12 protein-coding genes and 2 tRNA genes are annotated in these 15,623 nt (G+C 60.7%); 4 read left to right on the top strand and 10 right to left on the bottom strand.

The window, feature by feature from the left end; all coding sequences use genetic code 11:
- Nucleotides 1-25: 25 nt before the first annotated feature.
- A tRNA-Ser gene (locus tag GC119_RS09055) sits at nucleotides 26-114 on the top strand.
- A gap of 71 nt (nucleotides 115-185) precedes the next feature.
- Nucleotides 186-1,253, top strand: a complete 1,068-nt coding sequence (locus GC119_RS09050; RefSeq protein ID WP_070575539.1) for an alpha/beta hydrolase fold domain-containing protein — start codon at nucleotides 186-188, stop codon at nucleotides 1,251-1,253.
- 78 nt (nucleotides 1,254-1,331) lie between these two features.
- Here the strand turns inward: GC119_RS09050 and GC119_RS09045 are convergent, their stop codons facing one another.
- Together GC119_RS09045 and GC119_RS09040 are read right to left on the bottom strand one after the other, a co-directional pair.
- Nucleotides 1,332-2,438, bottom strand: coding sequence for a hypothetical protein (locus GC119_RS09045; protein WP_151952949.1), 1,107 nt, complete (start codon nucleotides 2,436-2,438; stop codon nucleotides 1,332-1,334).
- A gap of 229 nt (nucleotides 2,439-2,667) precedes the next feature.
- Nucleotides 2,668-4,500 (bottom strand): phosphoenolpyruvate carboxykinase (GTP), encoded by a 1,833-nt coding sequence (locus GC119_RS09040; RefSeq protein WP_070575534.1) that lies wholly within the window; start codon nucleotides 4,498-4,500, stop codon nucleotides 2,668-2,670.
- A gap of 315 nt (nucleotides 4,501-4,815) precedes the next feature.
- Between GC119_RS09040 and GC119_RS09035 the strand changes: the two genes are divergently transcribed.
- A tRNA-Arg gene (locus tag GC119_RS09035) sits at nucleotides 4,816-4,888 on the top strand.
- A 118-nt stretch (nucleotides 4,889-5,006) separates the two neighbouring features.
- Here the strand turns inward: GC119_RS09035 and GC119_RS09030 are convergent.
- The 8 genes from GC119_RS09030 to GC119_RS08995 form a co-directional block, all read right to left on the bottom strand.
- Nucleotides 5,007-6,392, bottom strand: coding sequence for a hypothetical protein (locus GC119_RS09030; RefSeq protein WP_151952948.1), 1,386 nt, complete (start codon nucleotides 6,390-6,392; stop codon nucleotides 5,007-5,009).
- 118 nt (nucleotides 6,393-6,510) lie between these two features.
- On the bottom strand, nucleotides 6,511-6,876 hold the full coding sequence (locus tag GC119_RS09025) for a DUF2185 domain-containing protein (RefSeq protein WP_151952947.1): 366 nt from the start codon (nucleotides 6,874-6,876) through the stop codon (nucleotides 6,511-6,513).
- 2 nt (nucleotides 6,877-6,878) lie between these two features.
- The gene (locus tag GC119_RS09020) at nucleotides 6,879-7,502 is read right to left on the bottom strand and encodes a hypothetical protein (protein WP_151952946.1); all 624 of its coding nucleotides are present in this window, start codon (nucleotides 7,500-7,502) and stop codon (nucleotides 6,879-6,881) included.
- An 80-nt stretch (nucleotides 7,503-7,582) separates the two neighbouring features.
- A complete protein-coding gene (eccCa, locus tag GC119_RS09015) occupies nucleotides 7,583-11,710 on the bottom strand; it encodes a type VII secretion protein EccCa (protein WP_226829382.1) in 4,128 nt (1,375 codons plus the stop codon).
- On the bottom strand, nucleotides 11,707-12,420 hold the full coding sequence (locus GC119_RS09010; RefSeq protein ID WP_151952945.1) for a hypothetical protein: 714 nt from the start codon (nucleotides 12,418-12,420) through the stop codon (nucleotides 11,707-11,709). Before GC119_RS09010 ends, eccCa begins: the two co-directional genes overlap by 4 nt.
- Nucleotides 12,417-13,736, bottom strand: a complete 1,320-nt coding sequence (locus tag GC119_RS09005; RefSeq protein WP_151952944.1) for an EsaB/YukD family protein — start codon at nucleotides 13,734-13,736, stop codon at nucleotides 12,417-12,419. The genes GC119_RS09010 and GC119_RS09005 overlap by 4 nt, the downstream gene beginning before the upstream one ends.
- Nucleotides 13,737-14,243 (bottom strand): hypothetical protein, encoded by a 507-nt coding sequence (locus GC119_RS09000; protein ID WP_151952943.1) that lies wholly within the window; start codon nucleotides 14,241-14,243, stop codon nucleotides 13,737-13,739.
- On the bottom strand, nucleotides 14,240-15,025 hold the full coding sequence (locus GC119_RS08995) for a hypothetical protein (protein WP_151952942.1): 786 nt from the start codon (nucleotides 15,023-15,025) through the stop codon (nucleotides 14,240-14,242). The genes GC119_RS09000 and GC119_RS08995 overlap by 4 nt, the downstream gene beginning before the upstream one ends.
- A 238-nt stretch (nucleotides 15,026-15,263) precedes the next feature.
- Between GC119_RS08995 and GC119_RS08990 the strand changes: the two genes are divergently transcribed.
- The gene (locus tag GC119_RS08990) at nucleotides 15,264-15,617 is read left to right on the top strand and encodes a hypothetical protein (protein ID WP_151952941.1); all 354 of its coding nucleotides are present in this window, start codon (nucleotides 15,264-15,266) and stop codon (nucleotides 15,615-15,617) included.
- Nucleotides 15,618-15,623: the final 6 nt, after the last annotated feature.

Below are 15,623 nucleotides of genomic sequence, written 5' to 3'. Positions count from 1 at the left end.
CTTGGACTGTAACCTGTATCTGCCTGGAGTTGTGGCTGAGCGGTCGAAAGCGTCACCCTGCTAAGGTGAAGTCCTCGTGTTTGGGGACCGAGGGTTCAAATCCCTCCAACTCCGCGCCTAGCCCCGGTGGTTCACAGAATCGCCGGGGCGTTTTCCTTGTCTGGTGTGGGTGAGACGATGGTTTCATGGCTGACGAACAGACTTTTGAATCCATTCCTGCACATATTCGCCGCGCCATGACGCCGGAGCAGACTGCGGTAGTCCGACATCAGCTTGCGCGCACATCTAGTGGGACGGACAAAGCTCGCGGTTCTAACACCGCAGGCGATGACCCCGTCGCAGCGATGCGCGCCGACTACAACGCCGAACGTGCATTCTGGAACGAGGGCGGCCCGCAGATGGCCAGCACTGACAACTTCACTCTGTCGCTGGCCGGTGCGACTGTGCCCGTGCGCATTCATCGTCCGGTGGAAAACGACGCCCTTCCGGTGATCATCTTTGTTCACGGCGGTGGTTTCACTGTCGGCAATCTTGATACCCACGACCGGATTCAGCGAGTTCTGGCCGCAGAATCAGGGGCGGCGGTCGTCGCCGTGGACTATTCGCTGACTCCGGAGACCGTCTTCCCGCAGGCTCTGCACGAAGTTGCCGCTGCCGCCGCCTACTTCGCAGCCCACGGTCAAGAACACGGCATCGACCCACGCCGTCTGTCTTTCGCCGGGGATTCAGCAGGGGCTATTCTTTCGCTCTCAGCTTCCCTGCTTCTGCGCGATGAACCCCACACAGCGGCCCAAGCCGCGGGTCTGAGCTCAGATCAGAGCGCACCTCGCAGCGCTTTTGAATCGATTCGCTCACTCCTGCTCTACTACGGCACGTACGGGCTGAGGGATTCCGCCACCATGCGCATGTACGGCGGATGGTGGGACGGTATGAGCATGGCGGATCTCGACTCAATGCGCGAGTCCTACTATCGGGGTGCCCAGCACGAAGCGAACCCCTATATCGACCCGCTGTCGGCCGACTACACCCAACCGGTGCCGCCCATGTTCATCGTCGGCGCTGAACTCGATCCGCTGGCCGATGATTCTCGCGCTCTCGCCCAGACGCTCGCCGCACACGGTAAGGACCACGAATTCCACATGGAGGAAGGTGCTCTCCATTCCTTCCTGCACTACGGCCGGATGATGGAAGCCACCCGCGACGTACTGACCTGGGGTGCCGAATACGCCGCCGCACGCTTCAACATCGCCTGAACCCACTCCGCAACAGCACACGAGGTGGAGCTGCAGAACACTGCAGCTCCACCTCGTGCGTTGGGGAAGGGGAGCGGGTCAGTAGCGGAAGGTGGCAACAGCCTCCGACGATTCCGGGAACTCAGCGACCGTGCGCACCGTGCCCTTGTTGGCGACGGTGGCGATAATCGCCTGGCTTGCCGGACCGTAGGCGTTTGTCGCGGCTAGGCGCTTGATGTCCCGCGGGGTGAACAGCGTGTCCACGCGGCCTTCGGCGGCCGCCTGCACGATTTCGCCCAGATCGTAGGAGCCCCTGCCGGCGGCAATGAGCGAGCGGGCGCGTTCGACAACAGCGGCCTCGTCAGCCTGAACCTTGTCGTTGAGCACTTCCCAGGCATTAGAACGGAGCTCTTCGGGTCGAGTCTGCTCCGGGTTGCCGGGGATGACGACGTCCTGGACGTTCGGGTAGGGGCACAGGCTCTTGAACGGGCTCAGATACTCCTGCACCGAAGCCAGAACCAGCGGCTGTGAACGAGCGGTGCCCAGTTCAGCCGCAACACCTTCACCTACGCGGCGCAGGAAGTTTTCGCGCAGGTGGTCTTCCGTGTCAGAACCTCCGCCGGTTCCGTAGAAGCCAGTGCGCTCGCCGCCTGCGGAACGGTACTGGAGGTTGTGCTCCGGAAGTTCCGTGACGGTGGCATCGAAGTTCTCGGGAACTGCGCCCAGCGGCAGCTGTTCGATGTGGTTGCGGCTGGCGTCGAACAGGCGGACAGAGTTCTTTGCGAGAGCAAGAACGTAGACGCGGCCGGACTGTTCGAGCATGGGGGCCAGCGGAACCACGTTGAAGTGGTCATCAACTGTGCGCAGTGCTGGGACTTCGAGTGGAATCCGGAAGATGCGATAGAAGCCATTGGCAGCGAAAACTGCCAGCCCGCGGCTTGTGTGCAGCCAGAACTCAGGGTCATCGAGGGCCTTTTGGACCGGTTCGACGACAGCCGCGGCCTCGCTGCCGCTTAGACCCGCGCTTTCGAGGTCCGCTTTCGCCGCGCTGAGCTGATCGCGCATCTGCCCGGCGGCGATCTTGTCCTGGCCGCCGGAGACCTTGGTGGGAATGTAGATGGAGACCTTGCTGCCTGCGATCTGATCGCCTTCAATCAGAGCGTCGAACTCCAGCTGGTCGATGGTGCCTTGAGGGTTGTCAGTCATTGAAGATTCCTCTCCGCGATTGGGCGACACCGAAGTGTCATCTCGTCCCCTCACGGTAACGGGCGGCACGCGGTGTGAAAAGGGGAATTTCACGAAGAGAAACACGGTGTTTCGCACAGTTGATGTGCCGGACACAGAACGAGCGCCCGACCTCGGTTCTGGCTCGTGAACCTGAAGTCGGACGCTCGCTGGTCTGTGTTGTCAGCCGATGCCTGTGCGGCGGCAGGGGTCAGGCGAGACCCAGGCGCTGCCGAAGCTTGTCGACTTCTGCGCGCAGCTCGGCCGGAACGTGGTCGCCGAGTTCTGCGTACCACTCTTCGATCGACTTGAGCTCTTCAGCCCATTCTTCGGGCTTGATGGCAAGTGCCTTCTGCAGCTGCTCCGGTGTGACGTCGAGTCCGTCAACATCCAGCGCGCCTTCGGCAGGGGCTTTGCCAAGCGGGGTGTCAACGGCGTCAGCGGTGCCGACAACGCGTTCGAAGACCCACTTGAGGACACGCGAGTTCTCTGAGAATCCGGGCCACAGGAACGAATTGTCGTCGTCGCGGCGGAACCAGTTGACGTAGAAGATCTTCGGCAGCTTGGCACCTTCGGTCTTGCCGATGTTCAGCCAGTGCTGGAAGTAGTCGCCAACGTTGTAGCCGATGAAGGGACGCATGGCCATGGGGTCGCGGCGGACAACGCCGACCTTGCCTTCGGCGGCGGCGGTCTGTTCTGAGGACAGGACCGAGCCCATGAACACACCGTGCTGCCAGTCGTGGGTTTCGGTGACCAGCGGCATGGTGGTTTTGCGGCGTCCGCCGAACAGGATGGCGGAGATCGGAACGCCGTTGGGGTCCTGCCATTCCGGGGCGGCCGTGGGGACGTTCGCGATCGGGGTGCAGAAGCGCGAGTTCGGGTGGGCTGCCGGGGTTGAGGACTCGGGTGTCCAGTCGTTGCCCTTCCAGTCAGTCAGGTGGGCCGGTGCTTCGTCCGTCTTGCCTTCCCACCACACGGTGTTGTCGTCGGTCAGGGCGACGTTGGTGAAGATGTTGTTGCCGGCGTCGATTGCAGCCATGGCGGTCGGGTTGGTCGAGTAGCCGGTGCCGGGAGCAACGCCGAACAGGCCGTATTCGGGGTTGACGGCGTAGAGCTGGCCGTCTTCGCCGAAGCGCATCCACGCGATGTCGTCGCCGAGTGTTTCGGCCTTCCAGCCGGGAACGGTCGGCGTGATCATGGCGAGGTTTGTCTTGCCGCAGGCCGATGGGAAGGCGGCGGCGATGTACTTGGATTCGCCTTCGGGGTTGGTCAGCTTGATGATGAGCATGTGCTCGGCCAGCCAGCCTTCATCGCGGGCAATAGCCGAGGCGATGCGCAGGGAGTAGCACTTCTTGCCCAGCAGGGCATTGCCGCCGTAGCCGGAGCCGTAGGACCAGATGGAGCGGTCTTCCGGGAAGTGGGTGATGTACTTGGTTTCATTGCACGGCCAGGCGACGTCTTCTTCGCCCGGTTCGAGCGGAGCGCCCACCGAGTGCATGCATTCGACGAACTTGCCGTCGTTTTTGTCGATTGCGTCAAGAACCTTTGTGGAGACGCGGGCCATGATCTGCATGGACAGAACAACGTAGGGCGAGTCGGTGATTTCGATGCCGAACTGCGGGTGTTTGGCATCGATGTGTCCCATTGCGAACGGGATGACGTACATGGTGCGGCCGCGCATGGCACCGGCGAACAGCTCGTTGAGCTTGGCCCGCATTTCCTGCGGGTCCATCCAGTTGTTCAGAGGGCCGGCATCTTCTTCTTTTTCAGAGTTGATGAAGGTGCGCGATTCAACGCGGGCAACGTCTGCCGGGTCGGACTTTGCGTAGTAGGAGTTTGCCGGTTCGGACAGTTTGACGAGCGTGCCGGCTTCGACCAGCTGGTCGGTGATGGCCTGGCGCTGGTCTTCTTCGCCGGTGATCCACTCGATGCGGTCCGGGGTGGTGAGCTCGGCAGCGCGCTTGACGAATTCGAGGATCTTTTCGTTCTTCGTGGGTGCGCCTGCGAGCAGGTCTTCGACTGAGCCACGGTCGATGACGGTCATGCTTTCTCTCCAAGCTTTCGGTGTTCTTGAGACAAGCCAACCGTAGGAACGTGAAATGTACGCTGGAGAGGAAAACGGGCCGTTCATCATGTGCATTGGCTCACAAACCGATGGTTTATGACGCGTTTCTGAAGTTAGACAGACCGATTCTTTCGTTGCAATGACGTGTTCTTGCATTCGCGTGTGTTTTGGGTTCCGATGGCCGCTGGCGTGGTTCGGTTGCGGGGGTGTTCTTGTGTTGTGGGGAGCCTCACGCAGTCGGCTTTTGGGTTTCGTCGCAACCCTGTGTATAGTTGGTCAGGTCCGCAAGGGCGTGCGCCACTAGCTCAACGGATAGAGCATCTGACTACGGATCAGAAGGTTGGGGGTTCGAATCCCTCGTGGCGCGCGGTGTGAAGTCCCGGGACATCGTTCACTCGATGTCCCGGGAATTTTTTGTGTGGGGCTGGTGGTATGTCGGGCCATTGTTCCCTCGGCGGGCTCGCCGAGGGAACTTGTCAGTGTCCTTACTGCCCCGAAGTTTTGAAGATGCGCGGAACCGGCGCCCGGAAGACTTCTCCGCGACTTGACTTCACAATGCCAAGGATCACTACCACCAGGTGTGCGATAGACAGGAATATCCACGTGATGCCGAATATCGGCAGTGCCATTTCAAGAGGGGCAGGCATGCGGAGACCAGCTTCAGTATCTTCGCCGGTGATCATTCCGACTGTCATGGTGATGAAGAACAGGGCCGGAACCACTATCTGCAGAAGACCCCAGCTTGCTGCGTTGACGCCGTTCTGCGCGGCAGTGCCGCCGACGTTCCGCTGATTGAGTCCCACCACAAGCATGACAACGCCGGCGAGGGCTGAGTTGAGTATCGGAAGTGGAAAAAGTGCTATGAGCCCGAGGGTCCAGGCGGGAGTGCCGCTGAGGTTCATGTTGCTGTTCCTGGCCGGGTGGTGGTGTCGGGGGTCACCTGGCCGCAGGCCCGTGATCTGCTGTCGATACACAAACTGGCCCATGCCCGATTCCCCCTGCCCAGACGCAGAGTCTTCAAATGATGCTGGTTCGGCTGGTGGTGTTGGTTCGGGTGGTTGTGCGCAGTGTGGTGTTTCTGTGACTTCGTCACTTTCTTTTTCGTCGGCCCATTTGGGTGCAATGATGCGTACCTGGTCGGGTACGGGCAGGTAGTCGGGTACGTCCATGTTCTGGATGAGGTCACGCGGTATTTCATCCAGCCCGCTGCGTTCAAGAACGGCTTTCCAGGCGTCAACAACCTGCTGACTGGTCCAGTCATCAGGGCAGGAGTACACCGTGCCGCTGCCCATACGCTGAGAGGTCATTCCATCGGCAAGCCATGAGATCTCACCGACCACATCATTCAGCCAGATCCGATAACCAGGCCGAATCTGCCACTCCAACCGATGCCACATCAACAGCTCATCAAGAGTGACCATCTCCACATACAGCGGATCAAAGGCAAGGACGAATCCCTCAAAAAGACTCTCACTCAAAGCCTTCGTATGCTCCGGAGATAACCGCTCAACAGAGGCTGTAACTTGATGCAACGGTATCCTGCGGCCTACTGAATCAGAGCCAATGGATAAATCCACACTGATATTGTTTTCGTATCCCGTGATCAATAGACCGGGGTCGGCGTATCCCCACGCGGTTGTCGGTTTGCCGTGGTCATCCACAACAGGCAGTTCTTCAAACAAACGCTGCAGTTCCGCACGCGAGCCATCCCAGGGAATATGCAGCAGACTCGAACCCAAAGAGGCATCACGAGCTTGCACAAACCCCAATAACGCCATCACCCGATCAGCAGCCCAGCCAGGACTCTCACCAGGCCGACCCCAAAACGCACGGATACGACAATCCTGCCGCGACCACATGGTCTCAGCCATCACACACCCCTCCTAGGCGTATAAACAAGGCGGCACAGCGTGCCTGTGTTCGAAGCACGGGCCGAAAGCCTCTCCAGGTGCTCGTAGTGGCAGTCTCGCATTGGCTCATCAGCGGGGGTCATTGGCGGAATTGTGGTGGGATGTACTGCTCTTCTAGGGGGATCTTTCGGCCGGTGGGTGTATCGAAGATGTGTTTGCCGTCTTCGTCGATGACCATCTGCAGGTCCGAACCGATCGGCAGGTCCCAAATGCCGATCAGGGCTGGTTCCATGCCGCACAGTTCGTTGTAGTCAACAATCTCGAAGTTGTTCGTATCAGCCAGGTACGGGGATGTGTCTATTTCGCTGAAGATCCGCCACCCATTATCAGCTGGTGCTTTAGGAGGCACACGCAGCATCCACTTGATCCGACCGGCACCGTTGAGGACATTATGCGTCGTCATCGCAGCACCAGCCTTGGGGATGAACTCAACATACTGAGACATCGTCAATCCTTTCCTACTCTCTGACTGGCAGGGGGATATACAAAGGGAGGCTTGCCATCACCGTGCAGGCCGTGCTGGGCAATATAGTCCTCAGTCCGCTTCGGCAGTCCCGACTCAGCAGAAGGCATACCCAGGTACATATCAGCAAGTATCGCCCCGGAGTGTCGGTTGATCACCACACCGAAGTCGATACCCGGGCGGGAAAACACCTCATCATAGAAGAAATTCGGGTCACCACCCAGACTAGACAGATAAAACGCCACCTCCATCGGATAGCCGAACTTACCGCCCCGCTGGTTTATATTCGCACTCTCATCAAGCAAAGGCGCCTCACGCTCATAATCATGCTCCCTAGGATAGAGAAGAACATGCAGACAATTAACGCCGTCGGAACTTTCGACATATGAGGGATCAGCACCCTTGTCTAAGAAGTAGTTGGCCAGCTTGATGCGATCAGACACATCGTTGCGCCCAAGAGATTTCATAAGCAGCTCGTCCAGGGTCATGAGCGAATTAGCGCGGCCTTCGGGTGTTTCGTAGAGCTCTATGATGTCCTGAACCGGCATATAGCGAACATTGCTGCCGTTCAGATAGATGGTCTTATCGCCATTATCAGCGCTTGTCATCGACACCACTCCTATTCCTGCTAGGATCTTTGGGCTGGGAATCAGCTGGATCTTGGAGTTTTTCTCTGGGCTGTTTGCGTTCAATCATCGCTTGGGTCCGACGTTTCGTGGGCGACCTGAACGACAAACGGCGAATCGCCTCGGCGTATGTAGCGGCCTCGCCCAGCTGGCATACGCTCTGGCCGCACTCTTGGCAGGATCTGCCCCTCGGCACGATCGCCAGACATCAACAACATCGCACCGCCAGTTTCCCATGCAGCAAGGATGAATGGCGCGTACATGGCGCGCGATGCCCCGGTGACCGGGCGTGTGAGGATCACGTGGAAGTGAAGGTCACGCGCCATCGGCAGATGCTGTTGCAGAGGAGCAAACGGGTCCACCCCACCTGCTGTGATGATGTCGATGTCATCAATCATGAGCACGATGCGCGGTGCGGTTGCCGCTTCCGTGGCGGACCGTCCGGGCCGTTTTGCCAGCTCTGTGGCAATCGACTGCGACAGTCCGTTTGCCTGCTGAGGGGACCGGGCATGCGCGGCAAGGTACTCCTCTGGGATTGCTGCGCCCACATGGCCGCGCGAATCGACTACAGCGATTGCAAGTTCGTCCGGGGTAAAACGACGAATCAAACCGTCGGCGATAGTCCGCAGGGTGGTCGACTTCCCTGCGCGCGAATCACCGAGCACCACAAGGTGCTGATCGGTTTCCATAAGGTCCCAGAAGGTCGTGTCCATTGTGTCCTGGCGAAGCCCCAACGGCACCGAGTGAGGTTCGTCGAATTCGTCGGGCAATTCGGTAAGCGGCAGATGCGAAGGCAGCAAACGGATGGGCACAGCAGACGGGCCGGTCCAGGACCGCGCTACGTGTTGAGCCAGTTCCTGCAGAGCCTCACCCACATCATCGGCATCCGCCTCATCCATGATCGGCAGGGCAATCTGGCCTATCAGCTGATCGTCATTGAGGCCTCGGCCCGCGGTGTCTTCAGGTAGGATCCCCGCAAGTTTGCGGTCGATGATGGAGTCGGAAGGATCGTTCAGCCGCAGCTCGATTCGGTTGCCGAACAGGGTTTGGTGAGCCATCCGCATCTCTCCCCAGCGGCCCATCGTCACAATTAGGTGGATGCCATAGCTGGCAGCCTGCATCATCAAAGCGGTGAACAGCCCTTCGAGCTGTTCGAACTCGCTGCGCAGAGCGCCGTAGCCATCCACAAGCAGAACGATGTCAGCACTGGATACGCTCGGGATTCGGCCCTGGGCGTGGAGTCGGCGAAACTCCTGCATGGAGTCAATGCGCAGCTGTTTGAACAGCGCTTCCCGAGCACGCAGCATCGCAGTCAGTTCTTCCAGCAAACGCTGCATGCGATCCTCGTCGCCGCGAGTGACCACACCGCCTACGTGGGGGAAGCCTTCCAGTCGGCGCAGGCCGGAACCGGTCAGGTCAAGCCCGTAGATTCCCACTTCCTTTGGGGTGTGGGTAAGTGCGAGTGACGCCGCGATGGTGCGCAGGGCCGTTGTGCGTCCGGACTGCGGGGCGCCGATGATGACCGCATGGCCGCCTGAGCGGGTCAGGTCGAGAGTCCAGGGAGCCTGCCGCTGCTTAACGGGGTCGTCTTTGAGACCGATAGTCGGAGCCAGTCGACCATTGCGCTCCGTGTCGCTCACGAGCGTTCCCAATGGCAGCACGGGCGGCAGCGGAGGCAGCCATATGGGCGATACAACTCCGTCATGCCCTCTCAGCCCACGGACCATTTCGTCCACGAGTGTGACACCCACTTGAGGCCGCTCCAGTTCCGGTGTGCTTGTGGGGGACTGCTCGGCTGAGCTCTGTTGGCTGTTCAAGGTGTTGAACACCGGCAGCAGTGTTACGCGGGGTCCGTCGCTGCGCTGCTGGATCTGCTGAGTGCGCGGTACCGGGCCGGATACGTAACCAGCGCGAAAACGCTGATACACACTCGTATCCACCTTGAGGTAGCCGTACCCCGGCAGCGGCGGCAGATGGAACGCGTCACCGGTTCCAAGCACCATCTGTGATTCCGATTCACTGAATGTGCGCAGCGCCAAATTGTAGGAAAGGTATGTGTCGAGTCCGCGCAGCTGTCCCGCTTCGAGCCTTTGGCTTGACAGCAGCAGGTGCACCCCGATGGACCGGCCGATGCGCCCGATCTGCAGGAAAAGGTCCACGAACTCCCTTTCTGCCGTGAGGAGTTCGGCAAACTCGTCGATCACCACGAACAGGTGCGGCATCGGCGGCAGGTCGGGGCGTGTCAGCCGCAGTTCGCGATAGTGCGTGATGTTCGGCGATGAGTCTGCGGCTTTCAACAGCTGCTGGCGTCTGACCACTTCACCGTGCAGTGAAGAGCGCGCGCGAACCGTGAGCTGTGGGTCGTCAGCGAGGTTGTCAATCAGACCTGCGCAGTGTGGGAGCGATGCAAACGGCGAAAACGCTGCTCCGCCCTTGTAGTCGACGAGTACCATCGACAGGTCTTCGGGTGAGTGGGTCAGGGCCAGAGACAGCACAAGGGTGCGCAGCATCTCGGATTTGCCGGATCCGGTTGCCCCAATGCAGATGCCGTGCGGGCCCATGCCCTGTTGCGCGCTTTCCTTGATGTCGAGCATGACCCTCTGCCCGTTGTCATCGGTCCCAAAAGGCACCCGCAAGAACTCAGAAGGCGAACGGCGTGTCCAGAGGGCTGCCACATCGGTGGGTGCTGACGGATCGATGCCGAGCAGTTCGGTTGCGGTCATCAGGGTTGAGGATTCTTCGGGCAGGAACGCTGCCGTTGCGGAGGTCCGCAATGCGGCGAGCTGCCGGGCAAGCGCATGCAGCTGCCACGCCTGCATGACGTCCGGCTGGAACTGCTGTGTACGCGCATCAGGAGTGCCTGCATCCAGTGTCAGCTGGGGCTCGTCTGAAAGGTCGATGCGAACGTCCACATCGGAGGGTTCATGCAGTCGATCATCTACCAGGTGAACTGTGATGACACCGAGGTCGCGCGGAGAAAGCGCAGGGTCTGGGGTCGGCAGCGCAGTCGCCGTCGCGCCGTGCTGATCGGCGAACACCACGATGCGCGGCCCGAACTCGGGTTGAGATCCTGCCCGGCGCGCGTTCCCCGCGGTTTGAGTTCGGGCAGCGAGTTCCGGTTCGAGCACACGAGCAAGAGATTCCATGTCGGGTGCTACCGTCCGGGCGGCAAGCGGACCGTCGAACAGCTCCGCGGACTGCGCGTGTGGGAAAAGGTCGAGGCCCGTCCAGTCTGAGGCATGCTGATACGAGAATGTGGCGGCAAGCGTGAGATCTTCGGGCAGCTGGTGTGCCGCAAGCTGGGCGATCAGCGCACGCGCCGTACCGACTGTGCGCTCTCGCGGTCCGATCAGCGCAACAACACTTGCGTCGCGCAGAGGGACCACAGTCGGTGCTCCAGTGAGCTGACTGTGCGTGCGCGTCAGCAGCTCAGCCTCCACCAGCAGAGCGGGGTCCGGTGGTTCAACGGGAGATTCCGGCGGCGGAATCTGAATGCTGAACCAATCGGGACTTCCAGTGCCGATGCGCGCTGTGAGGTGGTCGGAATCGGATCGGCGCCGTTCCCACAGGCGCGAAGGGTCCCTGACAAAGGTGATCAAACCCGCTGGACTGGGGTGCAGGCGGATAAGGGCATCACGTGCTTCACCGGCGTCCTTCATGATCTGTTCGCGGGTGCGCTCAAGATAGTCCAGGTACTGTTCCCGTTTGAGGCGGGCTTCGCGTATTGCTCTGCCGCGACTGGAAAGCGCAAACGCCACACCGCCCACCACTGCGACAACGAATATCACTGCGGCCAGCAAAAGAAACAGCGGTTGGCCGTGGCGCAGAACCACCATCATGGTGACAGACGTCAGTGCGCCAATCACGGGCAACAGCATCTGCAGCGGTGAACTGCCGGCTCCCTCGGTCAGCGACGGCGGTGTGGCAAGCGCCTGCTCTTCCGGCGGTTCTACGGGGTGGACTACGCGAGTAGGCCGATTGGACAGGCGCTCAGTGTCAACATCCGACAGCGCGCCATCGGCCGCCGGATTCTGGGAATCCTGTGGCAGATCCGGTTCTTCGCCCCCTGCGCCAGGCGGAACACTGGGCCGCGCCGGCAGTTCAGACGGGCTCAGAGGCATGGGCACAACCGCGTCATCTGAGCGAGCTTCACGCCGTCTAGAGCGACGAGTGGGAGGTGTTTCGGTCATCGAGAATCAGTGCTCCGTGCCGCGGTCATCAACGACGCGCATACCTTTAGAAGAGAGTCAGAGTCGCCCTGGCGGCGTGGGCGCGGGGACTCTGCGCCAGGTGCTCGGCGCGAATCGAATCGCAGTTGGCCCGCTGTCAGCGGAAGATTGCGCAGAACCGTGGACACAGCGGGAATCTTTTCGCCTGAAGCATCGACGGCAAGCAGGCAGATTCCACTGTAGGCGTGCAGCGTTGCCGAAACGTCGAGCGCCTGCTGGATGGCGTCGCGGTTTGCTGCGGTCACTAAGCAGAGGGCATGAGCGCTGCGGGCAATGCTGACCAGTTCATGCAGTGTGCGCTGACCCCAATCAGTAACGGTCAGCTCATTCTGCTGAATTGCCGCACCGGACTCAGCCCACCACACATCTACACTCACTTCTCTGGTGGTGCCCGGAACCACTTGAGTGACAACCCGTGATGTTGAAGGCGCAACTGGGGGTTGTGTTGCTGTTGACCCGGCCTGGACGAGCAGCACTTGATGCCCTCGTGTGTCGGCGATCATGGAAGCGACTTCAACTGCGACCGTCGACGTTCCCACCCCTGATGACACAGCGGCTACGCTGATTCGCCTGCGAATCGGGAGGGCGGCGGTCATGTCGGCGTGCAGTTCGCGCAGAAGCTCCCCTCCGTAAGCGGATGAGGCGCGCAGCAGGGTGCGGATGCGGCTCATCGGAATACGCTCAGCAGATCGTGGAAGAGACCCCAGGTGCCCAGAAGAGCCGGTACCAGGGCCAGCACTGCGAGAAGTTCCAGAGTGCCGGCCATGCGACGTAGCTGAGCCGCGCGCACCCGACTCGGCGGCGCGATGGCAGTGATGACGCACACCGTGACCAGGGCGATCACGACAGCAAACACCCACTGTGCAGTGGATTCCGCGCGGTCGGTGTTGAACGCGAAGAGAATGAGCGGAAGCAGCGCGGCAGCCAGGAGGATGCACCGCTGAAACACCAGCGGCAGCAGCCGAGAGCGCAACAACATGACAGCAGCTGTGGCCGCCGCCAGGACTACGGGCCACATGGACGAAGCCGTCAGCAGCATGCTGACCGCAGCACTGACCGGCAGTGCAAGAGCTGCTATGCACCACGTGAGCGAAGCAAATGCATCAGACACGGCCGTGACCACCAGCGGTCGCTTCGGCGCATCGCCTCCGATCACCAGATCGTCATATCGGGTCAAGCCGCTGATTGCGAGGGCGGCACCTGGAATCAGGCCAAGCAGAACAGCGCCGATCACCGCCGCGAGTGCGTGAATTTTCAGTCCGCTCCAGATCTCCGCGGCCACAAGCAGTCCGCCGGCGGCAAGCACTCCCAAAGCGGCCCCGGCCAGGACAGGCGTACGCCGCATTCCGATCCCAACCACGACTCCGATAACCGCCCAGAGCAGAGTCGCTGCGAGCAGGCACGTACCCCACACGCCCATGCTGAATGAAGCGGTGGGAATCGCTGGGACCACACAGCCAATGGAGACGGCTGCCAGAACAAAGGACAGCGCGGTCAGCTGCTTTCGGGCTGCGAACAAGGCGACAGCTGTGAGTGCTGCGCTGATGATGAGCATCACGGCCAGCGGGTCACCTGCGGGGAGGGTGATTCTCTCTGTGAAGATGAGTTGGCTTGCGATGGCGGCAGCGACACCGGCAATGACAGCAAGTACCGCGATTGTTGAACGGGTACCCCACGCATCCGCTCGCGCGCCGCCTACAGTCCCCAGTGTGTCTGTCACATCGGCGACCTGCGGTTCAACAGGGCGCTCGTCCTGTGCCGCTACTCGAAGCATTGCACCGGGGGTGACCTTGAGCTCGGAGAGTGAGCGATCCATGTCGAGCGTGCTTCCCAACGCTGTGACAAGCGCGATCTCTGTTCCGCCGGGTGATCGATCACCAAGGAGTTCGAGCATCTGCGGAAGCAGAGCCCCCAAAGGAACGTCATCGGGCAGAACGAGGTCTGCCGAACGGCTTCCGGTGAACAGCGATACGCGAATGAATGCCACTCAGGGCCCCTTCACAACGGTGAGTGTGCTGGGGTCAACCGTGACCCCGCTGGCGGGATCGGTGTAGTACCCCGTCTTAGGGTCAAAGATCCAGCCGGTGCGGGTGTCGATGAGCCGCCCTTGCGGGTCCTTTGCAAGCATGGTTTTCGGGTCGACTTCGAACCCGGTGCGCGGATCGATGTGAACCCCCGTGCGGGTGTTTTTGAGCAATCCCGTCTCTTTGCTCTTCACATAGGGCGGCTTGGCCGGAATCGGATTTGCCTCGCTGGCTTGGCGAAACGCCTCAATCGCCTTCTCGTTCCGCTGCTTTTCGAGGTGGCCCAGAACGAAGCCGGTTCCAAGGCAGCCTACCGAGATCACAGCGGCGAGGACGGTAGACCCGAGCACGCGCTTCACATTTGTGTTGACGGCCCGGCGAGAAGAGAGCGAACCGTGCAGAAACGCAGCGAGCATTCGTGCCCTGCGAGTGCGGGTTGATTCCACAAGAGTGCGATCGGGATCGATCATCGTGCCACCGCCCATCCGCGTCGGGTGGGAACGATTTCATGAACTGCAAAGCGCCGGTCGCCCAACCAGAAGGGAACGGCGAGGGCCACCTCGACCGCATGGCCGGGTTCCACCCGCTGGACTTGACCTTCGACCGCACAGTGCGTTGGGTGACGCCTTGAGACCGCATGCAATCGGATTCCATTCGGCACGGGTTCGATAATGGCATGAATCGCATCGAGCGTGCGGTTGAAGTCCATGATCGCCAGTGATGGTATCCGCGGGATCGTCCCGAGTGCTCGTGCGTCCCGCCCGACCGCAACCACACCGGGTATGGGAAGGGCGGAGCCATCATCTAAGTGAAGCTGTAGATGGGCCTGCCGACGGCGAGGAATCTCGACGGGCGGAGAGTGGCCGTTTTGGGCGGAAGCCCGTGGCTTGAGGTGAAGGGGATCCGCTCCGTTGCGGCTGTCCAGAGTCACCCGGCTGCCCGGCGTGAGAAACGGCCATGCGGGCAGTCCCGTTGTGGCTGCAATAGTGCGCAGTCCGAAGAGCGCATGACCGGCGCTCGAACCGGTGCGGGCGCGCACGCACGTCAAAGCGAGCATCGCCGCCAGTGACACTGCCACACCGGCGAGAACAATTCGCGTGGAGTTCAGCGAACCGGCAATCCCAATGGCGACGGCGATGATCAGCGGTATGCAGCACATCGCGCTGTCGAGCGCGGCCGACACTGCCATCGCCGAAGGACGAGCGGGAAGTTCACCCGTTCGCAGTGTCTGCTCAAGTGGTGTGCCGAGCATTTCTCGCTTTCACGTCAAGACAAGCATCCCCTGGGTGGTGGGAACAGTGTCTACTGTAGCTATCTGACACATATCTTGCCCAGTCTGAAAACGCCGAAATGCGGCGGAATGGCTGGTGTGCCGAAAGCTCATCGCGCTTCTCAATTTTCGATTATCGAATAAACGTGTTTGCCCTCTTTGCGATAGCCCTGTTATGTGGCACGGTAGTCCTTGGAAGATCCACACCGAAGGGACGAAAATGGCAACAAAATTCTCGATGGAAGCCGAAACCCTTTCCAGGCTCGGACAGCGCACCACGGTCGAAAACGACGACCTCGGTTCGCAGGTGCGGGCGCTTGCCGATGCTGCTGAACCGCTCACCGGAGTTTTCAACGGCCCGGCGAAAGCATCATTCAACAACTTTCATTCGCGTGTCGACGAGATCGCGACTGCTCTCAACAAAGCGCTCAGCGGCATTGTGACCTCGATTCACGGCCAGGACACCGCCTTCCGCACCGCGGCTGAAGAGGGTGCGGCAGCGCACCAGTCGGCCGAAGGCTCTGCTGATTTTTCCGACGAGACTTTCTTGAACCGCATTGGCGGACAGGCCTGATCCGCC

The sequence above is a fragment of the Brevibacterium sp. Marseille-P9724 genome (genome assembly GCF_902500275.1).
Taxonomy (GTDB): Bacteria; Actinomycetota; Actinomycetes; order Actinomycetales; family Brevibacteriaceae; genus Brevibacterium.
Note: the sequence above shows the minus strand (reverse complement) of the source record. Positions and strands in the feature narration are given on the sequence as shown.